Origin of the sequence: Clostridium sp. (assembly GCF_047718555.1) — a bacterium.
Lineage (GTDB): Bacteria > Bacillota > Clostridia > Clostridiales > Clostridiaceae > Clostridium_I.
Genome location: NZ_JBDNRK010000033.1, coordinates 1 through 23,646 on the forward strand (window position 1 = coordinate 1; position 23,646 = coordinate 23,646).

Below are 23,646 nucleotides of genomic sequence, written 5' to 3' on the forward strand. Positions count from 1 at the left end.
TGTGCTGATGGTACTGCAGGGGTAGCCCTGTGGAAGAGTAGGTCGATGCTGGGTTCTTATTTGGCCAGTTAGCTCAGTCGGTAGAGCAGAGGACTGAAAATCCTCGTGTCCCTGGTTCGATTCCTGGATTGGCCACCATATATTATGGCGCTATAGCCAAGTGGTAAGGCAGAGGTCTGCAAAACCTTTACCCCCAGTTCAAATCTGGGTGGCGCCTCCAATTATTTAAAGAGTAGTCTATTGCTGATTTTTCAGTGGATAGACTGCTTTTTTTTAATGTAGAAATTTTAATACTTTGAGAGTTTTCGAGAGTATTATATAGATGAAGAAACTTGAATGAATAGTATGGTATTAAATGATCAAATTTTAGCAAGTAATAATATAAACGAAACTTCTCGTATGAAAATATTGTTTAGATTATGAAAAATAATGTAGGCTAACCCTTGGGTTAGCCTACTACTGGTTCAAGAACCCCTATAACACCATTTTTACAATCTAGTTGTATATTTGCACCAATGGGCAGGGTAAGTTTTGGATAGTCATGTCCGGACATGAAATTTAATACCGTAGGTATATTTAAAGATAAAATTCTATCCTGTATTATTTCTTCCAGGGTTAAGCTTCTCTCATAATGAGGCAGAGAGCATTTAGTAAATTGGCCAAGTATTATTCCCTTGCAAACTTGGAGTTTGTTAGCTAGCAATAAGTGTGTAAGCATTCTATCTATAGAGTAGGGTTCTTCTCCTACATCTTCTATGAATAAAATTTTATCTTTAGTATCTATTTCAAAATCAGTGGATAGTGTACTGCAGATTAGCGATAAATTACCACCTACCAGTGTGCCCTCTATAGTTATATCTGAATTGCAGTCAGTTGGTATATGATCAGGATTTTTTATAGTAAAAGAATTATATCCATTCATTACCGTATTTAAAAGAGAATTTAATGTAAATTCATCTTCAAATTTTGAAGTAAGCATAGGTCCATGAAAGGTTATTAAATTACATTTTTCATAAAAGCTGTTTAAGTAAGTAGTTATATCACTAAAGCCCACAAATATCTTAGGATTATTTTTTATGATATCAAAATCTATATAGGGTAAGGTTCTCATGGAGCCATAACCGCCCCTTATACATAATATCATTTTTATATTGGGATCAAGAAACATATTGTTTAAGTCTTGGGCTCTTTCCATGTCAGTTCCAGCAAGGTATCCTAAGCGATTATATATATGTTTTCCCTCTTTTAGGTTAAAGCCTTGCTTTCTAAAAAAATTTATTCCATTTTGTATAGCTTCAACATTTTCAGCACTTGATGGACATATTATGCCTATGGTATCTCCAGCACAAAGTCTTTTACCTATCATACATAATTGCACCTCTTTAAAATACTATATTAGCTTAACTGCTATAGTATAGTATATATTAAATAAGTGAATATGTTAAATTATTTGTTTTTGAGGATAATTCCATTTTAGCCTCTGAAATTAAAGATTCTTTTTCTATTAAGTCCAGTCCAGTTATAGCAAGGGCATTAGCAGTTTTTATAAGTATGTCTTTGGCAAAATCAGTTTGAGTAGCCAGAGCAAAATCTCTGGTACCATATTTTATAGTTTTATCTTTAGTAATATTTATATAATAATTTACGCTGGGAACTAAATGGCTGACATTACCAAGGCTTAAAGGAGAATTTAAATTTTTTGTTCCAAATATGTCTATTATACCTATTTCTTTTAGATTATGAGAAAGAAGCCTATTTAGGGTGTTATTTGGAATAAGTTCCCTACAAGGTAAGTCATATATATGCAGCTCTCCATCTATATTTAATAATTTCTCTATGGAATTCATAAAATAATCAATTTTATTTTTTATATTTTCAGCATTTTTTATGTTGTCTGTCTTTAATAAAAAACGAGCAGTAGCCTGTGAAATACTTTTATTTTTAGAATCACTATGTATATCTACGCTGTCAATAGAACAGATATTATCAAAACCTTTAATTATTAGATTAACTGCATTAAAAGTGAACATGCAAGAATCTATAGGAGAATATAGCTTAAGGTGATTTTCAAAAGTTTCTTTAATAGTAGTATTACTATACTTTATTTCAAGAGGTAAGACAGCAGGAGAAGTACCACCAGTGGCTGTTTCAGTATAAGGTTGTGCTGCAAGAACTATGTCTAAATCCTCAAAGGCACCCTGATGTGCCATGGTTAGCTTTGAACCTCCCAGTATTTCCCCAGGACAACCTATAACAATAACAGAGCCGCCTAATCTAGAAATTACATTGGAGAGCCCTAGAGCGGCACCTATAGATATAGCCGATTGAAGATTATATCCATATATTTGTCCCATATCCTTTATACCATCATACTGGCATAAAAAACAAATTTTTGGATGACCATTACCAAATTCTGCTTTAAACGCAGTATCAATATTAAGATATCTCTTTTGTATTTTAAAAGAATGATTATTTAATAGATCCGTTAAGTAATTGCAACTTTTGTTTTCATGAAAACTTTCTTCAGAATTTTCATAAATGTATTTGGATATTCCATATAATTCATCTTCAACAGTGCTTAAAAAGCTTATAATTTCTTGTTTCATATTCAGTCCTGCTACTTAAAATATAGATAAATATGTCTATATTAAGATTTTTCCTCTTTCAACGTGTCCGATTTTGCATAAGCTACTTTCGCTTGATATGACACTCTAAAGGCGTAAATTCCCCAAATAGCCTTGGGTACATACCTATAAATTCTTTAAAGTAATTATTTATAGGTTCGTAGCATTTCCTTCCTTTCTTTTTTATTTATCAAAATTGTAAATCATAGAGTAACTCTAAGATAAACATAAAAAACTTAGATATTTTATGATATTTATAGTATGTGCTAATAGAATCAAATATATTTACTATAAATGGAATATAAAAATAGTTGTAAATAAATGGAAAATGATATAATATAAAACTTGTCAATATAATATTATATTCAAGAATTCATAAAAAATTACTGGAGGAATAAGAAATGTATAAAAAATCCTTTAAATTTTTAAGTCTAACTGCTTTTATACTTGTATGTTTTTTTACATTAATACTTTCTTTTAATGTAAAGGGAATTGAAAATACTTATAAGGAACCTAAAAATAAACCTATAGGGATTAAGGACAATAAAGCAAAAAGTACTAATGTTAAAATTCTAGGGAATACCTATTCAGATAAAGAAAAAAGTAATGAAATAGTAGATTCTATTAATAATAAAAATTTAAAACCGAAAAATTATAAATTTAAAAAAATTGCTGGCAATTATAAGAAAAAATATACTAATGTTTATAAGGTAGTTGTTCACATTGGAAGCCAAACTGTAGATGTGTATAATAATAATGATCTAATAAAAACCATGGTTTGTTCTACTGGTATAGATAGTGCGCCTACACCTACGGGTACATTTGTTACTGGAAATAAAGGTACTTCTTTTTTTAGCGATAAATATGGTGAAGGCGGATATTATTGGACAAGCTTCTGGGGAAATTATCTTTTTCACAGCGTCCCCTTTGATAAAGATAAAAATATCATACAAGGTGAGGTGGCTAAACTAGGTGAGAAAGCGTCTCATGGTTGTGTTAGACTTTCTGTAGAAAATGCAAAGTGGATTTATAACAATATACCTAGAAATACTAAAGTATATGTGGAAACGTGAATCACTCCAATTTATCCGATGGCTACCCACTCTAATACTCCCATCTTCTTCAAAGTGGGAGTAAAGAGTGGCTACGTCCCTGGATAACGATTTCTAAGCATCAGAGGTCATAAACAAAAACTCCACCTGATGCCAAGAACTCTGTTTATAGAAGTTAGAGTTTCTTGCTTCCTAGAGTTTATAATCTACACTTTGCACAGGCTTAAAATTTATTTGCAGCAATGGTATTGTGCTATAAAATAATGATTATTATATAAATACAATTAAAATTGCAATTATATAATAATAGTTAAAATTCAAATAAAATAGTAGTTTTATAGTAAGAATATAAAGCTGTATATAATATAAATAAAAAATTAACTCTTTCTAATGCTTAAAATAGAAGGAGTTAATTTTTTATTTATTAAAAATATTTATGGACAAAATAAAAATGGACATGTGATTGAATAAAATATATATTAAGAGGCAAAATAACAAGTGATAAAACTTTATATAAATATATGCAAATTTACTGAATTCATATAATGTTTACATTATAATAAATTGAGATATTGAAATTATAGGCAATAATCAAGCTATGTAATTTGCATCAACAAATTGCTGATTAGTATTTAGACAAAAGTAATAAAATTATGAGCTTAATTAGTTATTTAGCAGTATAAACTATATAGTTTGTAAATGAAGATGATTTTAGGAGGTTGTAATGAAAAAACCAAGTTGTATTATATGCGGGAAGCCTCTAGCTGATGGTATAATAGTTAATGGAAGAGGTATTTGTAAAGCTTGTGAAGAAAGACTGGTTAATTTGGAACCTGGAAATGATTTCTACGAATACTATAAAGAATCCATAAGAAAAAATATGATCCAAGTAAGAGGAGCTGAATGTAATTGTCAAAATTACCACTTGTAGAGGGCATAATTAAATACTTAAAAGAAAATAATTTAATGTTCTGCATGCCTGGTCATAAAAGTGGCAGAGGATTTAAGAACACCAATGTAGGGAAAGAATTGTACGAGAATTTTATAAAGGCCGATATTACAGAAGTGGATGGAGTAGATAATCTTCACCATCCAGAGGGCATAATCAAAGAAGCAGAAAATATGTTAAGAGATTTTTACGGAAGTAAAAAGTCATATTTTTTAGTGAATGGAAGCACCAGTGGAAATTTAGCTATGATATTTTCCTGTCTTAAAGAAGGAGAGAAGGTAATAGTAGAGAGAAATTGTCATAGATCAATTTTTAATGGAATAATAATGAGAAAACTTAAACCCGTTTATATAAAAAATAAGATACACAATAAATTTAATGCCCCATTATCTATAGATGAGGATTACTTAATAGATTTGTTTGATAATAATTCAGATGCAAAGGCTGTTATAATAACTTATCCAAATTACTATGGTGTATGCTGTAATTTGAAATTCATAGTAGAAGAAGCCCATAAAAGAGGTATAAAAGTACTTGTGGATAGTGCCCATGGGGCTCACTTTGGAGTTCATAATGAGCTGCCGCAGCATGCTGTAAATTTAGGTGGGGATTTTGTTGTTATGAGTTCTCATAAAACACTTCCCAGCCTTACCCAAACAGCTTATTTACATATTGGCCAGAATATTGATACTGAAAAAGTAGATTTTTATGTTAGTGCATTTTTAAGTACAAGCCCTTCTTATATGTTAATGTGTTCAATGGATTATGCACGATATTATTTACAGGAAAAGGGTACAGGCGAATACAAGAGATTAATAGATTTATGCAATCATTATAGAGAGAAAATAAATTTAATAGAAGGGTTTCATGTAATCTCAAGGGAAGATTTACAAAATAATATAGATGTAACAAGATATATTTTAAATGTAAAAGAGGGATTTAGTGGATATAAATTGTATGAGTACTTGAAAAGTAAAAAAATACAGCCTGAAATGTGCGATGGAAATAATGTAATTCTTATATTTTCTACTTTTAATACGGAAGAGGAGTTTGAAATTCTTTATAAAGCGCTTTTAGAATGCGAGCTTGAGGATATAAAACTTAGAAATTTTCATATATTAGAGTCAAGTATAGCGGATATGAAAATTATGCCTTTTGAGGCTGTAGAAAAAAAATATAGTTTAATACATTATAGTAAAGCTCAGGGGGAGCTGTGTAGAGATTCTATTGTTCCGTATCCACCGGGGATACCTATAATATTACCAGGAGAGATTATAGATAAAAATACGATAAAAGCTATAGAGCATTATCTAAAAGAGAAATGTACTGTACTTGGCATAAATAAAGGTGAAGAAATTAAAATTATAGACTAATACATTGGAGGAACTTATGGGTAAAATATTTTGCTTATTAGGAAAAAGCGGATCGGGAAAAGATACTATATTTAAAAAGTTGATGGAAGAAAAAGTCTTAAATCTAAAGCCAATAATTTTATATACAACAAGACCGAAAAGAGAGAAAGAAAGGAATGGAGTAGAGTATTATTTTATAAATAAAGAAGAATTAGATAAGTATAAGGCATTAGGAAAGATTATAGAAATTAGAGAATATAATACTGTAAATGGACAATGGTATTATTCCACTATAGATGATGGTCAGATTAATATAAAAATTAATAGCTATCTTATAATAACTACATTAGAAGCATATAAAAACTTACAAAAGTATTTTGGAAGAGATGAAGTATTTCCAATTTACATTACTTTAGATGATGGAATAAGATTGGAGAGAGCACTAAAGAGGGAAATGAATGAGGAAGAACCTAATTACAATGAATTATGCAGAAGATTTCTTGCAGATCATAGCGATTTTAGTATGGAGAAATTAAAGGATGCTGGAATTGAAAAATTATATTATAATTATGAAATTGATGAATGTATTAATGACATAAAGGAAGATATTTTACAGGAAGCCAAAGGACAGTATAATTACTGATGTTGTAACAGTGATTATATAAGCCGCTTAATAAAAATTACTTTTTAGCAGCTATTATCAAACCAATGTATAATTTCAATTGCGATCTATATATTTATATTTAATTAGAGAAATTTATGATAAAATATAAGTATATAATATGTAAGTTTATATATTTACAAAAATTAATTGGCATGTAGGTAACTAAGTAATATAGATGTATTATAAAAGTATAAGGGAGGGTTATATTTATGAAGCTTATTATTGCTATAGTACAAGATGATGATGCTGGTGATTTAATAGATGTGCTCACTGAAGAAAATTTTCGTGTAACAAAGCTTGCTACTACTGGAGGATTTTTAAAGGCTGGAAATACAACTCTTATGATAGGCGTTGATGAAAAGGATGTAGATAGGGTATTGGGAACTATAGAAGAAGAGTGCAAAACTAGAGATCAAGTTATAACGTCACCTTCGCCTGTAGATGGAGCTACAGGAGTATATGTACCCTATCCTATTGATATAGAAATCGGTGGAGCTACTATTTTTGTAGTGGATGTAGATAAATTTATAAAGATTTGATGGTGAAAAGTATGAAGTTTGACAATATAATAGGGCATACTGCTATTAGAAAAAATTTTATTAACTCTATAGAATCGGGGAATTTCTCTCACGCACATTTGATAACCGGCGAAGATGGTATAGGGAAAAGTTTTGTTGCCTTAGAAGCTGCCATGAATATTATAGGTAAAGAGGTATATAGAGAATATGCTGATATAGTAGAATGCAGAATAGCAAATAATAGAAAATCCATTTCTGTAGATCAAATTAGACAAATAATAGAGGAATCAAATAGGAAACCCTATGAGGGAAATAGAAAAGTAATAATACTTCATGATTCGGATAAAATGACCATACAAGCACAAAATGCTTTTCTAAAGACTATAGAAGAACCTCCTGATGGTGTATTTATATTATTGTTATGTGAAAATCAAGAGAAGATTTTGGATACTATTAAATCAAGATGTCAAATTCATAAATTAAGAAAATTAAGTGATAATGAGATAGATAAATTTATTTACAATAAGTATCCTAATATTTTAGAAGATGAAAAAAAAGCTGTTAAGGCATTTGCAGATGGAGTTCCTGGAAGAATAATAAGTTTTATTGATAATGACTCATTTAAAGAAATAAGGGAAAAATTAATTAATATAATGATGGATGTAAATAATGCAGATATAGAAACTTTTCTTAAAAATGAAGAATTCTTAACGAAGTATAAGGATATGTGGCAAGAAATTCTAACTTGTTTGTTATCTTATGTTAGAGATATTATAATATACAAGGAAACGGGAATGGATGAGTTAATTATAAATTTGGATAAAATTGACTATATAAAAAAATTAACGGAAGTGTTCTCATACAATAAACTTAGTAGTATTATTGATATTGTAAACAATACTAAAAGTAATTTAGAAAGCAATGTAAATGCAAGTATGGCTTATCATATAATGCTGCTTAACATGAAGGAAACTAAATCTTCCAGTTATCATAACAGCTTAGGATAATAATTTGAAAATATGGATAACATCTTTAAGTAGTTATTTTTTAGATGGTTTACTGATAAGAGAATACAGGAGGTTTAACATGGTAAATGTTGTAGGAGTACGTTTTAAGAAAGCTGGTAAGATATATTATTTTTCTCCTGAAGACAAGGTTATAGCTAGCGGGGATAATGTTATTGTAGAAACTGCTAGAGGAATAGAGTTTGGTAATTGTGTCATAGGACCTAAAGAAGTTAGTGAGGATAAAATAGTATTACCATTAAAAAATGTTATAAGGAAAGCAAATAAAGAGGATGAAAAAAAATATTTAGAAAATAAGTCTAAGGAAAAAGATGCCTTTAATATTTGTTCAGAAAAAATACAAAAGCACAATTTAATTATGAAACTTATAGATGTAGAGTATACTTTTGATAATAATAAAATAATATTTTATTTTACTGCGGAAGGAAGAGTGGACTTTAGAGAGCTGGTAAAGGATTTAGCTTCAGTTTTTAGAACTAGAATTGAACTTAGACAGATTGGAGTAAGAGATGAAGCAAAGATGATAGGGGGATTGGGACCTTGTGGAAGACCAATGTGCTGCTCTGTACATTTAGGAGATTTTGCGCCTGTATCTATCAAAATGGCTAAGGAACAAAATTTATCACTAAACCCTACTAAAATATCAGGAATTTGTGGAAGACTTATGTGCTGCCTCAATTACGAACAGAATACTTATGAGGATATAAGAAAAAGGCTTCCAAAGGTGGCATCAATTGTTCAAACTGAGTATGGTAAGGGGGAAGTTGTATCTAACAGTGTAGTTAATGAAAGTGTTAAAATAAAGGTGAAGATTGAGGATGGGGAAGACACCATTAAAGAGGTTTCTATAAATGAACTTACTTTAGTATCTGGCTCTTTTGAAGGTGCTGTTGATGAAGCAGACATTAAGCTAGAAATTGATGGAGAAGATGAAAAGATTATAAAGGAGCTATTTAAACCAGACTAGGAGGATAAAAATGAAATCCATTCTTAAAATTTGCAATATGAGGACTTTAAGGGACGTTAGTGTAGTAAGAAATTCTATAGCGTCTAATGAAGGTATTGTTGCATGCCAGATAAACAAAGAAAAAGGTGAAATAGAAATAGTATATGATGCTTATTCTATAGATATGGATAAAGTTATAGAAGCTATAGAAGATTTAGGATTTACTGTAATATAAAATACACTTTTAAAAAATAAAAAAACGTGATACAATAGTTTTGGTAAACTTGTGACTAAAACTTTAAGGAGGTGTGTTTAAATGGCATACAAAATTACTGATTCTTGCGTAAGCTGTGGAGCTTGTGCTTCAGAATGTCCAGTTAACGCTATAAGCCAAGGAGATTCTATATTTGTTGTAGATGCTGATACTTGCATTGATTGTGGAAACTGTGCTAATGTTTGTCCAGTTGGAGCTCCAGTACAAGAATAGTTTATAATTAAGAGATAAAATAAGAAGTATATCTAACAAGATATACTTCTTATTTTTTTATTGTAACCAAAGTTCAATATGCTATACTGTATATAGAAAGAAAATATCAGGGGGAAACGGGTATGCTTAATATATTTAGGGACACCTTTCAAGTCATGTCACCAGTTAATGGAAATGTAGTGAATTTAAATAATGTTTCAGATAGAATGTTTTCGGAGGGAATAATAGGAAGGGGAATAGCTATAGACCCAACAGATGACATAATAAAATCACCTATAGATGGAAAACTAAAACTTATATTTAATACAAATCACGCTTTTGTTGTTACCAGTAAAAAAGGTATTGAGCTATTGGTTCATATTGGAATAGACACAATAGAGTTGAATGGGGATGGATTTAAAAGATTAGTAGAGGAAGGCGAGTTTGTAAAGGTTGGAGATCCTGTTATAAAAATAGATAGACAAAAAATTATAGATAAGGGTTATGAACTTATTACACCTGTGGTTATTACAAATTTAGATTATATAAAAGATGTAATTTTCACAAAAAATACTTGTGTATTAGGTAGTAAAAATTTTATCATGACTTATAAAGTTAAATGAATTTAAATGAATGAATTAAGCACTATAAGGAATTATTTTAATTTAAAAATTAGTAATATTAAAAACAAACATAAATTTATGCAATAAATCTACGATAATAAATATAAGGATAATAAAATTAATTAACTTTAGAGAAATGCGAGGGGGAAGAGAACTTGGCCATATCTACTATATTATTTTTAATTATAAGCTTTGGTGCGTTGATTGGATCATTTCTTATGGATGGAGGGCATTTAATGGCTCTTGTATCCTTAGCGCCAGCTCTAATTGTATTTGGAGGTACTATTGGTGCTGTAGGTGTTTCATTTCCCGGAAATGAAATTAAAACTTTAGGAAAAGTTTTAAAAGTTGCTTTTGCCAACAAACAGATAGATACTATAGGGCTTATAAGATATTTTAAGAATATTGCTTTCAAAACTAGGAAAGAAGGACTTCTTAGTATTGAGGAAATGATTTCTTCAGATGAAAATATGGATCCATTCATGAAAAAAGGTCTTCAAATGGTAGTTGATGGAATAGAGCCTCAAACAGTTAAAAATACTCTTGAACTTAGTGTTGACCTTATTGAAGAAAGACATAGAATTGGTATAGCTATGTTTGAATCGGCAGGTGGCTTTGCGCCTACAATGGGTATAACAGGTACCGTTATGGGGCTTATTCACGTTTTAAATAATCTATCAGATCCTACTAAACTTGGAGGACTTATTGCAGGGGCATTTATAGCTACTCTTTACGGTATAGGTTCAGCTAACCTTTTTTGGCTTCCAATTGGAACTAAGTTAAAGGAATTGAATTTTCAAGAAATAGGAGAAAAAAATTTAATAATAGAAGCAATACTCTGTATTCAAGAGGGAGTTAATCCAAATACGCTTGAAGAAAAATTAAAGGGCTTCTTAGATAAAAAGCAGCTAGAAGAATATAGCAGAGGGGAAAGTGGTGAACAAGAGTAATGAGAAAGAAAAAGCCACAGGAACATGTTAATACGGAGAGGTATATGCTTACTTACTCTGATATGATAACGCTCCTAATGATGTTCTTCATAATAATGTATGCTTCTAGTAATATGGATGCAGTAAAATATAAAGAAATATCTGATTCTTTTAAAATAGCTTTTAGTGGTGGACAAACCATTGTTGGCAGCGGGAATTCAATGGATATAAAAAATAAACCGAATCGTAGCAGTACAGAGTCTAATGGACAGGTACAAAATGATAAAACTAATGAAGCTAATCAAGCGGAAGAGAACAGGCTTAAACAGGTAAAACAAATCATAGATAATTATATACAACAGAATAATATGAATACAAGTGCCAGTACCCAAATTGAAGAAAGGGGACTTGTAATAAGTATCCAAGATACTTTATTCTTTGACTCAGGAAAAGCAGATGTAAAACCGGAATTTCAGAAGAGAATTGTAGAGATAGGGAAAATACTAAATACTATTGATAATTACATAAGAATAGAAGGTCACACAGATAATGTTCCAATAAGTAATTATAAATACATGGACAACCTTGATTTATCTACAGCTAGGGCAAATGCAGTGCTTAGAGTTTTACAAAATCAATCTAATATAAATCCTAAAAGACTTGCATCAATGGGATATGGGGATCAAAGGCCGGTAGCAGATAATAATACAGATGCTGGAAGAGCACGTAATAGAAGGGTAGACATAGTAGTAATTGATAGCAAATATAATGCTACAGAAGATAATAGTAAGAAATAAAGTAATCTATAAGCAGAATTATAAGGATGCTAACAGGCAAATCTGTAAGCATCCTTATAATATGTGTCACTAATTAATTGTGTTTTTTTAGTTCATATAAGAATATTTAATAATATATAATGACCAATATGACATTAATGAGCCTTACTCAGTGAAGGTTTGTACATCTGCTAACTAGGGCCCTTTTAGCTGTTATGAGGTAAGGATTATTTAATAAGGCTGCTAAATACTCTAGACATTATAGGTGCAAGTATTACAGTTAAAAGCCCAGCAACGCCAATAGCTAAACTGCTCATAGCACCTTCTACTTCTCCCATTTCTATAGCTTTTGTAGTGCCTATAGCATGGGAAGAGGTCCCTAAAGCTATACCTTTAGCAATTGGATCTTTAATTTTTAAAGCTTTGAATACCACTGGCCCGACCACTGCGCCTATAATTCCAGTTATAATAATAGCTGCAACTGTTATTGGTGGAACTCCTCCTAGTTGTCTTGAAACTTCCATACCTATTGGAGTTGTAACTGATTTTGGTATTAATGATAAATCTATATTTTTAGGAATAAGAAATATACGGCACATTATTATTATGCAAAACATTCCTGTTGAGGAACCAACCAATATACCAACTATTATAGGAATTGCGTTTTTTTTCAGCAATTGTAACTTTTTATAAAGTGGTACAGCAAGTATAACCGTTGATGGAGTTAAAAAGAAATTAATTAAATCTCCACCTTTATTATAGGTAGCAATACTTATGTTAAATATTTTAAGTAAAATTATTACGATTATCATGGCAACAAGTAGTGGATTAAATATAGGAAAATTTGTCTTTTTATACAGAAAACAACCTATTTCAAAAGCTATTAAAGAAATCATAACGGAAAAAATAGGTGAACTAATTACTGTACTCATTTGGAACCAGCTCCTTTATTTTTTAGAGCGGTTACTACCAAACTAGTAACTGCCATTATTATTATAGTTGATATAAAACAAATAATTAAAAGAATAGGCCAACTATTTTTAATTATTCCATAAGATGCCATGAGTCCAACTCCTGCAGGTAAGAAAAAGAAAGCTAAGTGATCAAGTAAAAACTTGCTTATCAAATCAATTTTGTCAAGTTTTACAATTCCAGTACAAAGGCATATTAGTAAGATTATAAGACCAAGAACATTACCCGGTATAGGTAAATTAAAAACAGTGCTTAAAAAGCTGCCAACAAAGCATATTATAACAATTATGCAGAGCTGCCTTAAAAGTTTCATAAGAATCACCCCAATTTAGATTTAGAAATATATAATTATAATATAAACCTTTTTTATAAAAAAAAGCTCATTTTATGAAAAAATAAAATAGAGTGAATATTCAATTAATTTTAATCAGATAAATATATATAGTAAACAATATATATTTATATTGTAAATTCTACATTGAATTACATATAATTCAAACAATAAATATATTTGAAATTTTCATGCTAATAGGATTTAATATTCTAATTCTAATTTTATATATTTCATAAAGATTGCATATTAAATTTTAAATGGATAATGATATAAAGTCAATTATAAAATCATAAATTTTTAATTTCAAAGCAATGCAACTATGGTGTATAATGTTAAAAAAGATTTTTAATTGGTTTTAAAAGAAATAATTGTTTAGATATTATGTAACATCTGGTATTATATAAGACTAGAGTTATAATAATATAGTTATATTTACATAATACAGTATAAAATAAATTGGTATATTGGATAATTGTCTTAGTGAATTATATGGAAAGGGCGAGTGAAATTTGAGTTTATTAAGAGAAAATGAGACATTAGATGATTTACAACTTAAAGGTATTTTTGTTATACAAAAAAAGGATGCATTTAGGTTTGGAATAGACGCAGTACTTCTAGCAAATTTCGCCAAAATAAAGAAGGGTTCTACAGTAATAGATCTATGCTCTGGAACGGGAATAGTGCCATTTATAATTTCGGCGAAAACAGAGGCTTCGAACATAGTTGGAATAGAAATTCAAGAAGATATGGTAGACATGGCTAATAGATCTGCAGTTTATAATAAATTAAATGATAAAATTAAATTTATACATAAAGATATTAAAGATATTGAATTCATTAAGGCTATGGCAAAAGCAGATGTGATTACAGTAAATCCTCCATATAAACTTAAAAATTCAGGCATTTTAAATCCTAATGATAAAAATGCTATAGCAAGGCATGAGATATGTTGTAATTTAGAAGATGTAATAATTGCAGCTAGAATACTTTTAAAGGATAATGGAAGAATATTTATGGTGCATAGACCGGAAAGATTGGTAGATATACTTTGTCTTATGAGAAAACATAGAATAGAGCCTAAAACTATACAAATGATACATCCTGCTTTAAAAAAGGCACCGAATATTGTACTTATAGAAGGACAGAGGGATGGCGGTGCATTTCTTAAATGGAGAGAACCAATTTATGTACACAATGAGGATGGAAGCTACACTAATGAAATAGAAAATATTTATGGAAGAGCATAGTAAAAGATTATTTGAGGAGATATATTATGTGGGGAAAATTATATTTAGTAGGAACTCCTATTGGAAACTTAAAGGATATTACTTTAAGAGCTCTGGAGACTTTAAGGGAATGTGATGTGGTTGCTGCAGAGGATACCAGGCAAACCCTCAAGCTTTTAAATCATTTCAACATAAAGAAGACAATGATAAGCTATCATAAATTTAATGAAAATGACAAATCCAATGAAATTATCAATTTACTTTCAAGTGGTAAAAATATAGCCCTTGTAACAGATGCAGGTATGCCTGGAATATCAGATCCAGGAAGCATAATAATAAAGAAATGCATAGAAAACAATATATTGTTTGAAATAATACCAGGGGCTACGGCTCTTATTACGGCCCTTGTATATTCAAATATTGATACAAGTAAGTTTGTGTTTAGGGGATTTTTACCTAGAGAAAATAAAGATAAGAAAAAAGTGCTGGAGGAAATAAAGGAATATAGAGATACTATTGTAATTTATGAAGCACCTCATAGACTTAGAAGTACACTTATAGCTATTATGGAAATATTAGGTGATAGAAATATATCTATATGTAGGGAACTTACTAAATTACATGAGGAAATATTTAGAGATACTATAAAAGAGGCAGTAGAATATTATGATAAAAATCAACCAAGAGGGGAATATGTATTGGTGATATCAGGTAAAAGTGATGAGGATATTGAAAGAGAAAGAAGGGGTAAATGGGAGGAATTAAGTATAAGGGAACATATAGTGAATTATATAGAGCAAGGCTTTACTAAAAAGGAAGCTATTAAAATAGTATCAAAGGAAAGGGAAATTCCAAAGTCTGAAGTATATAAGCACTCATTAGATATTTAAAAGCAAATAACAAATTAAAGATTTTACATGTATTCCATACCATGTACTCAAGTAAGTACTAATTAGCAGCACTATTAAAAGTTTTTGCATAACTGTATATTTACAAATGCATTAATGAAATGTATGAAGATTTTTCAAGAGATGTCAGATGTGTAAGAAGTACTTTTGGGGAAAATATTGACAAAAATAGTATATAAAAAAATAAATTTGATGATAGAATTCAACTAATTTTGCAAATTAGCTGAAAAACAGTACAGAGACATTGAAAACATTTAATATTTTTAAAAATACTTTAAAATACACTGAATTTATAGCAGATATTATTATTGTAGCATATACCTTGTTAATGATAGAATAGAAAGTAATAGGGGATTTTGTATAATACGAATGTGTAATTAAGAAGAAACAGGGGGGAATAAAATTTGCATAAAAGGATAATATGTATTGTTATGGCAGTAGGTGTTGTATTAGGTATTAGTACTAAGGCATTTGCGGATCCTTCTTTAAGTGATCAGCTAAGTTCGTCGCAGGCTCAATACAATCAAAGCCAAGCTGCATTGAATGCATCACAGGCTAAATTTAATGATTTGGTGAAGAAGATACAGGCTTTAGATGTTCAAATGCAAGAGAATATGACTCAAGCAGAACAAATAAAAGGTAAAATAGATAAGGTCCAAGGTAATATAACTGAGGAAAAAAAGAATTTAGAAGCGGCGCAGCAGCGTGTAAAAGAAGAACAGGCCTTATATAAAAGCAGGCTGAGAGCCATGTACATAATGGGTAATGATGGATATCTAAGTGCTTTGCTGGATTCCAAAGGCTTTGCTGATTTTATAACAAAGATTGATAACATCAGTAAAGTAGCTCAATTTGACAATAATTTAATAGCTTCATTAAATGAAAGACAACAGGAAGTTCAAAACAAGGAAAATTCATTAGAGGCAAGTAAAAAAGAATTAGTTTCATTACAAGCTGAAAGCAGTAAAAATTTAGCGGCTCTAGGAAAACAGAAGGCTGATCAGGAGCCTTTAGTGGCACAGTATCAAGCTGATGTATCTGCAGCAACTACTGCAAGTGCTGATGCAAAAGCACAAGTGGATGCGGTAAATGGTAAGATAACTGCACAGAAGAATGCAGAGGCAGCAGCTGCTGCACAAGCAGCGGAGGCAGCTAAAGCGGCAGCAAGTTCAGCAATTGCTAGTGCATCGGTATCAACTGCTGATGTTACGGTTCCTATTAATAGAGGGGGTTCGGGTTCAGTAACACCAAAGCCAGTACCTAAACCAACGCCAGCACCTAATCCAGCAGTAAGCGGTTCTATCGTTGGATATGCAGAAACGTTTCTTGGAACACCATATGTTTGGGGAGGTACAAGCCCTAGTGGATTTGACTGTTCGGGATTTGTTCAATATGTATATTCTCATTTTGGTGTATCAATACCTAGGACAAGCGAGGATCAATTTGGATACGGAACACCTGTAAGCCAATCACAACTTCAAGTAGGAGATTTAGTATTCTTTGAACCAGATGGTAGTGGTCTTCCAGGTCATGTTGCTATGTATATAGGCGGAGGAGATATAATACAGGCACCTCAAACAGGTGATGTTGTAAAAATAACGCCACTTTCATATATGAGTTCATATATGGGCGCAAGAAGAGTGAGATAGATTTAATCTATCTCTTCTTTTTGTGTAGATAAAAGTCTAAAATTGATAGATGATGATATATAATAGAGAAAATAAGAGCATTCCTATTTAATTTATATTATATGGGGGATAATGCTGTGTGAACCTGTTGTAGCATTTTATCTATTAATGTTATAATAAAAAGGTAGTTTTAAAAATTGATTATTATAACACATAGTTTATCGGATGACTATCCACTCTAATACTTCCATCTTTTTCAAAGTGGAAGTAAAGAGTGGCTACGTCCCTGGATAACGATTTCTAAGCATCAGAGGTCATAAACAAAAAATCCACCTGATGCCAAGAACTCTGTTTATGAGGATATGTACAACTAAAAAAGGGGGAATTTAGGTGCACAAAAAATTACTATGTGCTGTTATAGCTTTAGGTATTACTTTATCTATTAGCGGAAGAACCTTTGCAGATCCATCTTTAGATGATCAGCTTAATTCCGCACAAACTCAATATAATCAGGGACAAAGTAAACTTAATTCAGCGCAGAAAAAGGCCAGCGATTTACAGCAGAAAATAGAGATGCTTGATAATGAGATTCAACAGGGAATGGCTCAAATTGACAGTTTGAATGGCAAGATAAGTAATACAGAAGCTGATATAAAAGTATCACAGGACAAAATAAAAAGATCAGAAGAAAATATAAAAATAGAGCAAGGTAAGTATAATGAGACTATAAGAGCTATGTATATTAACGGAAATAATGGCTATTTAGATGCATTATTACAATCAAAAGGATTAAGTGACTTTATTTCTAGAGTGGATAACATAAAAACAGTAGCTAGTTACAATGATAGGATTATCACAGATTTAAATTCAAGAAAACAGGAAATACAAAAGAAAAAAGATGTTTTAGACGGAGAAAAACAAAAGCTTGTTGCTCTTAAGGATGAACAGAATAAGAAGCTTGCTGACTTAAATAAACAAAAATCAGATCAGGCTCCTCTTGTGGCTCAGGCTAATGCTGAGGTGAATTCAGCACAGCAGTTAAGTGATTCCGCAAATGCTCAAATTTCAGCTATAAATAAGAAAGTTCAGGATATGAAAGCAGCACAAGCAGCGGCAAAGGCAGCAGCTGTTGTTTCAATAAATAGAGGCGGAAGTGCTCCAGCAGTGACCGGTGGATATTCTAGTGATGCTATAGTAACCTATGCTGCCCAATTTCAGGGGGTTAAATATGTTTGGGGTGGGACAAGCCCTAGTGGATTTGACTGCTCAGGCTTTGTTCAGTATGTATATGCACACTTTGGTATATCCATACCTAGAGTAAGTGAAGATCAATTTAATTTTGGAACTCCTGTAGACATATCAAATCTTCAACCAGGAGATTTAGTATTTTTTCATTATGAAGGCAGAGGGCCAGGCCATGTTGGTATGTATATAGGCGGAGGGCTTATGATACACGCACCTCAGACTGGAGATGTAGTTAAGATTGTGCCGCTTGCAGGCCACAGTGGATATTGTGGAGCAAGAAGAGTAAGATAGTAGTTAATTATTATAAATAAGAAGTTAAATACATAATAATGCAATAAATTTTATATGTGTAATTTATTTAGATAAGTTCTTATAAGAAGTTTATATTTAATTTGTTAGATATAGACTTCTTTCATTGTATATAAAGTTAATGAGAGTTTTTTATTGTTTGGACTAGAAAAAACCACATGATTTTTAATCATGTGGTTTTTCAAAAATTTAATTATGTTTATCTACCTTGCTTTAATTCTTCTAAACAAGATTTACAAATGTTTTTCCCTTTATAATTGGTAACGTCTCTTGCGTCTCCACAAAATATACATGCTGGTTCATATTTTTTTAATATGATTTGTTCTCCATCTACGTAAATTTCTAAAGCATCTTTTTCAGCTATATTTAAAGTTCTTCTTAATTCTATGGGTATAACTATTCTACCTAGCTCGTCCACTCTTCTTACTACACCTATTGATTTCATTTTATATTCCTCCTTAAATTCACACTATTCGACAAAACTTATATTTAAATAATAACAAAAATTACAATAAAAGTCAATATAAATTTTTACTTTTTTATCTTTTGTTACAAAATTCTTATGAAATTCCATCTATAGTAAATATACTACCATATTATAGGAAAGTCAATGGGTTTTGTCAATTCCGATAAAGCTATAGCTAGCAAGCTATTAGAGCAAATATTAATAAAATAGATCCATATAATAGGTATAAAATTTATATAAAAAATAAAAGTAATTTTATGGATTTAAATTTTATATTTGTCGAAGACTTGTATAAAACATAGATTTAAGTATATAAATTTGTTATATAAATTTTTTCTATAGAGAATAGTAATATATTTTTAATGTAAAAGATATTATTTATGTAGAAATATCTAATATTATTAATGCTTATTTTATAAATATTGTTAAAAAAAAGAATAATTTTTATAGATGTAAGTTAGCTGATTTATTTGGTATTTATCGCCTAATAAGATATTGAAGTAGATGATTATCAGATAAAACAGTCTATATGATATAATACAATCAACGAATTTTATTAAAAATAGTGAAAAAGTATAAATTTTCATATAAATTAGAATGGAGACGTGCAGTAAACATGGTAAAGATAATAAAAGAAATAAAAAAAGCACTTGTTGATTTAGGCGGAGATGCATATTTAGTAGGTGATTATGTAAGGGAAAAACTTATAAGGCCTGAAGTTAATATTAAAAAAATGCAGATTCTTTATAGTGGAGATATCAATGAGCTTTTTAAATTATTTAATGAAAAATTAAATTGTAATATTAGATTATATAATAACAAAAAAATGTTAATAATAGAAGATGAAAACTTCACAGTGCAAATATGGGAGTTGACTTTTAAAAATGTAGAAGAATATTTAGAAAATATGGACTACACAATGAATGCAGTGACTTTGAAATTAACAGATAATAAGATTATTGATCCGTATCAAGGGAGAATTCATATTAAGAGAAGAATTATACAGGAAATTAATGATAAAAGTATAGAAAAACATCCTTTGAGTATACTAAAGGGTATTGCCTATTATATAGAATATGGAATGCATTTTAGTATTAATACTGAATTGAACATAAAGGAGCAGAGTAAAAATTTAAAGAACAAATTTGGCGATGCTTTACTAAGAGAATTTATGCATATTATTAATATAGATAAAAATGGTGTAGCTTTTAATATATTGGATCAATATTCAATTTTAGAAAATATATTGCCATATACTAAGGAACTTAAAACTATAGGAAAATGTAAGTATCATTTAGAGGATGCTTTCACCCATATGAATACTGCTTATGAATTATTGAAAGAAGTTCAGGCTAAAAAAATAGAATTACAAGGGCTGGATTTAGAATTATTAAATGAGGATATGGAAGGATATAAATTAATAGATTTTTTAGCTTTAGCTGTTTTCGTGCACGATATAGGGAAATTTAAAAGTTATAAAAAATATGATAATAAGGTGAGTTTTGAAGGTCATGAGATAGTTGGAGAAAACATAATGAGAGAGGTTTGTAAACAGTTAGACATTCCTAAATCAGCACAAGAATTAATCTGTACTGTAGTAGAAGCACATATGTATCCTTTGAGATTATTTAAAATAAAGAAAAATGACAATGAGTTTAAGAAAGAACTAAATAAATTTTTTCACAAGTATAGTGACTATAGCATCTATATAATTATAGCATCTTATTGTGATATTTTAGCAACCACTATGTATTATGACTCACAGCATAAAGCAGAAGAATATAAAATTTTTATTGAAGAACTTATAAAAATGAAATAATTCTTGCTTAAATATATTAATGTTTTTCACATACTTTAAACAAGTTATACACATGCCAATTGTGGATAATGTGGATAAAAAATTTGTAAGTTTTTAAATGCAACAAAAATCAATATTGTAGATAATTATATACTTATGCACAGTTTCTGGGGATTAAATCCTTAAAATTGTGGACAACTGTGAATGATGTGGATAACTTATTGAGATGAAGGGGATATAAGTAAAAATTTCATTTGTCATAATGTTAACTCTTGTCGAAATTAAGAATAAAATAGTTAAGACTAGCTGTGGATTATATTATGTTTACAATATTTTTTATAATATGTGAAAAAATATTGAATTACGTCATAATTACTTATATTATAGTAACTATGTGGTTAGAATAGTAACAGTTTTATATTTGTAATTTCTATAATAAGAAATAGAATCTATATATTTTAAGAAGGTGATTGTTTGGAAGTATATATGGATAATAGTGCAACAACCAGGCCATATAAAGAAGTAATAGATGAAATGGTGTATGTCATGGAAAACTACTACGGTAATCCTTCCTCAGCATATAGCATTGGCATTAAAGCAGAAAAAAAGTGTAATGATGCAAGAAATATAATTGCAAAGTCAATAAATGCTTCTAAGGAGGAAATAATATTTACTTCAGGAGGCAGTGAGAGTAATAATTTTCTCATAAAGGGTTTTGTAAAAGGTGAAGGGCATATAATTACAACAAAGATCGAGCACCCAAGTGTTATGAATACTTGTATGCAGCTAGAACGTGAAGGGATAAGGGTTACTTACCTAGATGTAGATGCACGAGGTAAAGTTGATGTACAAGCATTAGAAAACATCATAAATAAGGATACACAAATTGTAAGTATCATGCATGTGAATAACGAAATTGGAGTAATACAGGATATAGAGAAAATAGGAAAGATAATTAAAGAAAAAAGCAGTAGAATAAAATTTCATGTAGATGCAGTACAAAGTTATGGAAAACTCAATATAGATGTTCATAAGTGTAATATAGATTTGTTATCGGCCAGTGGACATAAGATACATGGACCACGGGGAATTGGTTTTGCATATGTTAGAAAAGGACTTGTACCAAAGGCATTAATTGAAGGGGGAGGACAAGAAAAAAATTATAGGTCGGGCACAGAAAATCTTCCAGCTATTTGTGGTATGGCAAAAGCTTCAGAAAAAATATATAAAAATATTAAAGATAATTATAAAAATGTAGAGGCTGTTAAGAAATATTTTATAGATAAATTAGTGAATATTAAAGATATTAGAGTAAACAGTGAAATAGCCGACGACTACCTTCCTCACATACTAAATGTTTCCTTTAAAGGTGTGAGAGCAGAGGTTTTACTGCATTATCTTGAAGAATATAAAATTTACGTTTCCAATGGTTCTGCTTGTTCTGCTAAAAGACATAAGATGAGTCATGTACTTAAATCAATAGGATTAAGTAATACTGAAATTGAAGGAGCCATAAGATTTAGTTTCAATGAATACAATTCCTTTGATGAAGTAGACTATACTATAGAAAAGCTTAATAACGGTTTGCAAATGTTAAGGAGATTAAAGATATGAGAAAACTTATACTAGTTAAATATGCTTCAGAAATATTTTTGAAGGGATTAAATAAGAATAAATTTGAAAAAAAACTTAAAGACAATATGAGATATGTGTTAAAGGGATTAGACTATGAGTTTATAAGTGATCAGGGAAGATGGTTTGTTTATTCAGAACAAATAGATGAATTGGTAAACAGACTTAAGAAATTATTTGGTATTGCAGAACTTTGTATTGTTACAGAGATAGAAACGGATATGGAAGAAATATATGAAGAATGTATTAGAGAGATCAGAGAAGATGGATCTAGCACTTTTAAGATAGAGACAAAGAGAGCTAATAAAAATTTTTCTGTAAATTCTATGGAGGTTAATCAGAAGGTTGGAGCATACATATTAGAAAATGTAGAGAATGTTTCAGTAGATGTAAAAAGCCCTGAATGCAGAATAACTGTGGAAATAAGAAATAATACCTATGTATATTCTAAGAAGATAAAAGCAGCGGGAGGAATGCCATATGGTACTAATGGTAGAACTCTTCTTATGCTTTCTGGGGGGATAGATTCACCGGTAGCTGGGTATATGATGGCAAGAAGAGGTGTTGAACTGAGCTGCGTTTATTATCATAGTCATCCTTATACCAGCGAAAGGGCAAAAGAAAAGGTTAAAGACCTTGCAAGAATTCTGCAAACCTATACGGGAAATATAACTCTTTATGTAGTACCATTTACAGATATTCAAATGAGTATAATTGAGAAGTGCAGAAAAGATGAACTTACAATTATTATGAGAAGATTCATGATGAGAGTTGCCTGTGAAATTGCTGAAAAAAATGGAATTCATTCAGTAGCTACTGGTGAAAGTATTGGGCAAGTGGCAAGCCAGACAATGGAAGGACTCGTAGTTAGTAATGATGCAGCTGACAGACCTGTATTTAGGCCGCTTATAGCTACAGATAAGGGTGATATTATGGATACTGCAAGAAGCATAGGAACTTATGAAACATCTATATTACCCTATGAGGATTGCTGTACCATATTTGTACCAAAGCACCCAAAGACAAAGCCGGTACTAGGGGAAATCATTAAGGAAGAATCTGTTCTAGATATAGATAGATTGGTAAGAGAAGCTATAGAGAATATGGAAATTTATAGTGATCTATAGAAAGATGACTTGTATTTTTCTAGTTGAAATTTAAAATAAATAGTTATTTATTATTTTCATGCTGTAGGATAAAGAGG

At 30.2% G+C, this 23,646-nt stretch carries 24 protein-coding genes and 2 tRNA genes; 21 read left to right on the top strand and 5 right to left on the bottom strand.

What is annotated here, in order from left to right; translation table 11 throughout:
- Window positions 1–62 precede the first annotated feature (62 nt).
- Together ABF633_RS13295 and ABF633_RS13300 are read left to right on the top strand one after the other, a co-directional pair.
- A tRNA-Phe gene (locus tag ABF633_RS13295) sits at window positions 63–138 on the top strand.
- 8 nt (window positions 139–146) lie between these two features.
- Window positions 147–220, top strand: a tRNA-Cys gene (locus ABF633_RS13300).
- 228 nt (window positions 221–448) lie between these two features.
- On the opposite strand, the gene ABF633_RS13305 is transcribed toward ABF633_RS13300, so the two are convergent.
- Window positions 449–1,366: a S66 peptidase family protein gene (locus ABF633_RS13305; protein WP_415524372.1), complete on the bottom strand. Its 918-nt coding sequence runs from the start codon at window positions 1,364–1,366 to the stop codon at window positions 449–451.
- Between the two features lie 58 nt (window positions 1,367–1,424).
- Window positions 1,425–2,606, bottom strand: coding sequence for a metal-dependent hydrolase (locus tag ABF633_RS13310; protein ID WP_415524373.1), 1,182 nt, complete (start codon window positions 2,604–2,606; stop codon window positions 1,425–1,427).
- Between the two features lie 419 nt (window positions 2,607–3,025).
- Between ABF633_RS13310 and ABF633_RS13315 the strand changes: the two genes are divergently transcribed.
- The 12 genes from ABF633_RS13315 to ABF633_RS13370 all read left to right on the top strand — a co-directional run bounded on the left by ABF633_RS13315 (window position 3,026) and on the right by ABF633_RS13370 (window position 11,945).
- Window positions 3,026–3,697, top strand: coding sequence for a L,D-transpeptidase (locus ABF633_RS13315; RefSeq protein WP_415524374.1), 672 nt, complete (start codon window positions 3,026–3,028; stop codon window positions 3,695–3,697).
- A 703-nt stretch (window positions 3,698–4,400) separates the two neighbouring features.
- On the top strand, window positions 4,401–4,607 hold the full coding sequence (locus ABF633_RS13320) for a sigma factor G inhibitor Gin (RefSeq protein WP_415524375.1): 207 nt from the start codon (window positions 4,401–4,403) through the stop codon (window positions 4,605–4,607).
- On the top strand, window positions 4,586–5,998 hold the full coding sequence (locus tag ABF633_RS13325; RefSeq protein WP_415524376.1) for an aminotransferase class I/II-fold pyridoxal phosphate-dependent enzyme: 1,413 nt from the start codon (window positions 4,586–4,588) through the stop codon (window positions 5,996–5,998). The genes ABF633_RS13320 and ABF633_RS13325 overlap by 22 nt, the downstream gene beginning before the upstream one ends.
- A gap of 16 nt (window positions 5,999–6,014) precedes the next feature.
- A complete protein-coding gene (locus ABF633_RS13330) occupies window positions 6,015–6,620 on the top strand; it encodes a guanylate kinase (RefSeq protein ID WP_415524377.1) in 606 nt (201 codons plus the stop codon).
- Between the two features lie 230 nt (window positions 6,621–6,850).
- Entirely contained in the window at window positions 6,851–7,180 is a 330-nt protein-coding gene (locus ABF633_RS13335) for a cyclic-di-AMP receptor (RefSeq protein WP_415524378.1), read from the top strand.
- An 11-nt stretch (window positions 7,181–7,191) separates the two neighbouring features.
- Window positions 7,192–8,166, top strand: coding sequence for a DNA polymerase III subunit delta' (locus ABF633_RS13340; protein ID WP_415524379.1), 975 nt, complete (start codon window positions 7,192–7,194; stop codon window positions 8,164–8,166).
- Between the two features lie 79 nt (window positions 8,167–8,245).
- Window positions 8,246–9,151, top strand: a complete 906-nt coding sequence (locus tag ABF633_RS13345; protein ID WP_415524380.1) for a PSP1 domain-containing protein — start codon at window positions 8,246–8,248, stop codon at window positions 9,149–9,151.
- 10 nt (window positions 9,152–9,161) lie between these two features.
- The gene (locus tag ABF633_RS13350) at window positions 9,162–9,365 is read left to right on the top strand and encodes a heavy-metal-associated domain-containing protein (protein WP_415524381.1); all 204 of its coding nucleotides are present in this window, start codon (window positions 9,162–9,164) and stop codon (window positions 9,363–9,365) included.
- A gap of 81 nt (window positions 9,366–9,446) precedes the next feature.
- Window positions 9,447–9,617: a DUF362 domain-containing protein gene (locus ABF633_RS13355; protein ID WP_015613588.1), complete on the top strand. Its 171-nt coding sequence runs from the start codon at window positions 9,447–9,449 to the stop codon at window positions 9,615–9,617.
- A gap of 122 nt (window positions 9,618–9,739) precedes the next feature.
- Window positions 9,740–10,219 carry a PTS sugar transporter subunit IIA gene (locus ABF633_RS13360; protein WP_415524382.1) on the top strand — a complete coding sequence of 160 codons (480 nt, stop codon included), beginning with the start codon at window positions 9,740–9,742 and terminating at the stop codon, window positions 10,217–10,219.
- Between the two features lie 155 nt (window positions 10,220–10,374).
- Window positions 10,375–11,169 carry a flagellar motor protein gene (locus tag ABF633_RS13365; RefSeq protein ID WP_415524383.1) on the top strand — a complete coding sequence of 265 codons (795 nt, stop codon included), beginning with the start codon at window positions 10,375–10,377 and terminating at the stop codon, window positions 11,167–11,169.
- On the top strand, window positions 11,169–11,945 hold the full coding sequence (locus tag ABF633_RS13370) for an OmpA family protein (protein ID WP_415524384.1): 777 nt from the start codon (window positions 11,169–11,171) through the stop codon (window positions 11,943–11,945). Before ABF633_RS13365 ends, ABF633_RS13370 begins: the two co-directional genes overlap by 1 nt.
- Before the next feature lie 206 nt (window positions 11,946–12,151).
- On the opposite strand, the gene ABF633_RS13375 is transcribed toward ABF633_RS13370, so the two are convergent.
- Entirely contained in the window at window positions 12,152–12,856 is a 705-nt protein-coding gene (locus tag ABF633_RS13375) for an LrgB family protein (protein ID WP_415524385.1), read from the bottom strand.
- The gene (locus ABF633_RS13380; RefSeq protein ID WP_415524386.1) at window positions 12,853–13,209 is read right to left on the bottom strand and encodes a CidA/LrgA family protein; all 357 of its coding nucleotides are present in this window, start codon (window positions 13,207–13,209) and stop codon (window positions 12,853–12,855) included. Before ABF633_RS13380 ends, ABF633_RS13375 begins: the two co-directional genes overlap by 4 nt.
- Before the next feature lie 530 nt (window positions 13,210–13,739).
- On the opposite strand from ABF633_RS13380, the gene ABF633_RS13385 reads away from it, so the two are divergent.
- The 4 genes from ABF633_RS13385 to ABF633_RS13400 all read left to right on the top strand — a co-directional run bounded on the left by ABF633_RS13385 (window position 13,740) and on the right by ABF633_RS13400 (window position 18,528).
- Complete coding sequence (locus ABF633_RS13385) at window positions 13,740–14,477, top strand: tRNA1(Val) (adenine(37)-N6)-methyltransferase (protein ID WP_415524387.1); 738 nt, start codon at window positions 13,740–13,742, stop codon at window positions 14,475–14,477.
- Window positions 14,478–14,503: 26 nt separating this feature from the next.
- Window positions 14,504–15,346: a 16S rRNA (cytidine(1402)-2'-O)-methyltransferase gene (rsmI, locus tag ABF633_RS13390; RefSeq protein WP_415524388.1), complete on the top strand. Its 843-nt coding sequence runs from the start codon at window positions 14,504–14,506 to the stop codon at window positions 15,344–15,346.
- Between the two features lie 422 nt (window positions 15,347–15,768).
- Entirely contained in the window at window positions 15,769–17,013 is a 1,245-nt protein-coding gene (locus ABF633_RS13395; protein ID WP_415524389.1) for an NlpC/P60 family protein, read from the top strand.
- 369 nt (window positions 17,014–17,382) lie between these two features.
- Window positions 17,383–18,528, top strand: coding sequence for an NlpC/P60 family protein (locus ABF633_RS13400; RefSeq protein ID WP_415524390.1), 1,146 nt, complete (start codon window positions 17,383–17,385; stop codon window positions 18,526–18,528).
- A 217-nt stretch (window positions 18,529–18,745) separates the two neighbouring features.
- On the opposite strand, the gene ABF633_RS13405 is transcribed toward ABF633_RS13400, so the two are convergent.
- Complete coding sequence (locus ABF633_RS13405) at window positions 18,746–18,991, bottom strand: AbrB/MazE/SpoVT family DNA-binding domain-containing protein (protein ID WP_415524391.1); 246 nt, start codon at window positions 18,989–18,991, stop codon at window positions 18,746–18,748.
- Window positions 18,992–19,628: 637 nt separating this feature from the next.
- Here ABF633_RS13405 and ABF633_RS13410 point away from each other — a divergent pair.
- The 3 genes from ABF633_RS13410 to thiI all read left to right on the top strand — a co-directional run bounded on the left by ABF633_RS13410 (window position 19,629) and on the right by thiI (window position 23,569).
- Window positions 19,629–20,831 (top strand): HD domain-containing protein, encoded by a 1,203-nt coding sequence (locus ABF633_RS13410; RefSeq protein WP_415524392.1) that lies wholly within the window; start codon window positions 19,629–19,631, stop codon window positions 20,829–20,831.
- Window positions 20,832–21,284: 453 nt separating this feature from the next.
- Window positions 21,285–22,424 carry a cysteine desulfurase family protein gene (locus tag ABF633_RS13415; RefSeq protein WP_415524393.1) on the top strand — a complete coding sequence of 380 codons (1,140 nt, stop codon included), beginning with the start codon at window positions 21,285–21,287 and terminating at the stop codon, window positions 22,422–22,424.
- Window positions 22,421–23,569 carry a tRNA uracil 4-sulfurtransferase ThiI gene (gene thiI / locus ABF633_RS13420; protein ID WP_415524394.1) on the top strand — a complete coding sequence of 383 codons (1,149 nt, stop codon included), beginning with the start codon at window positions 22,421–22,423 and terminating at the stop codon, window positions 23,567–23,569. Before ABF633_RS13415 ends, thiI begins: the two co-directional genes overlap by 4 nt.
- Window positions 23,570–23,646 lie beyond the last annotated feature (77 nt).

Coding starts and splice junctions, on each gene's coding strand:
- ABF633_RS13360 (WP_415524382.1), top strand. CDS start 9,740: ATGCTTAATATATTTAGGGACACCTTTCAAGTCATGTCACCAGTTAAT.
- ABF633_RS13330 (WP_415524377.1), top strand. CDS start 6,015: ATGGGTAAAATATTTTGCTTATTAGGAAAAAGCGGATCGGGAAAAGAT.
- ABF633_RS13405 (WP_415524391.1), bottom strand. CDS start 18,991: ATGAAATCAATAGGTGTAGTAAGAAGAGTGGACGAGCTAGGTAGAATA.
- ABF633_RS13350 (WP_415524381.1), top strand. CDS start 9,162: ATGAAATCCATTCTTAAAATTTGCAATATGAGGACTTTAAGGGACGTT.
- ABF633_RS13310 (WP_415524373.1), bottom strand. CDS start 2,606: ATGAAACAAGAAATTATAAGCTTTTTAAGCACTGTTGAAGATGAATTA.
- ABF633_RS13410 (WP_415524392.1), top strand. CDS start 19,629: ATGGTAAAGATAATAAAAGAAATAAAAAAAGCACTTGTTGATTTAGGC.
- ABF633_RS13370 (WP_415524384.1), top strand. CDS start 11,169: ATGAGAAAGAAAAAGCCACAGGAACATGTTAATACGGAGAGGTATATG.
- ABF633_RS13315 (WP_415524374.1), top strand. CDS start 3,026: ATGTATAAAAAATCCTTTAAATTTTTAAGTCTAACTGCTTTTATACTT.
- thiI (WP_415524394.1), top strand. CDS start 22,421: ATGAGAAAACTTATACTAGTTAAATATGCTTCAGAAATATTTTTGAAG.
- rsmI (WP_415524388.1), top strand. CDS start 14,504: ATGTGGGGAAAATTATATTTAGTAGGAACTCCTATTGGAAACTTAAAG.
- ABF633_RS13345 (WP_415524380.1), top strand. CDS start 8,246: ATGGTAAATGTTGTAGGAGTACGTTTTAAGAAAGCTGGTAAGATATAT.
- ABF633_RS13375 (WP_415524385.1), bottom strand. CDS start 12,856: ATGAGTACAGTAATTAGTTCACCTATTTTTTCCGTTATGATTTCTTTA.
- ABF633_RS13335 (WP_415524378.1), top strand. CDS start 6,851: ATGAAGCTTATTATTGCTATAGTACAAGATGATGATGCTGGTGATTTA.
- ABF633_RS13355 (WP_015613588.1), top strand. CDS start 9,447: ATGGCATACAAAATTACTGATTCTTGCGTAAGCTGTGGAGCTTGTGCT.
- ABF633_RS13320 (WP_415524375.1), top strand. CDS start 4,401: ATGAAAAAACCAAGTTGTATTATATGCGGGAAGCCTCTAGCTGATGGT.
- ABF633_RS13340 (WP_415524379.1), top strand. CDS start 7,192: ATGAAGTTTGACAATATAATAGGGCATACTGCTATTAGAAAAAATTTT.
- ABF633_RS13380 (WP_415524386.1), bottom strand. CDS start 13,209: ATGAAACTTTTAAGGCAGCTCTGCATAATTGTTATAATATGCTTTGTT.
- ABF633_RS13305 (WP_415524372.1), bottom strand. CDS start 1,366: ATGATAGGTAAAAGACTTTGTGCTGGAGATACCATAGGCATAATATGT.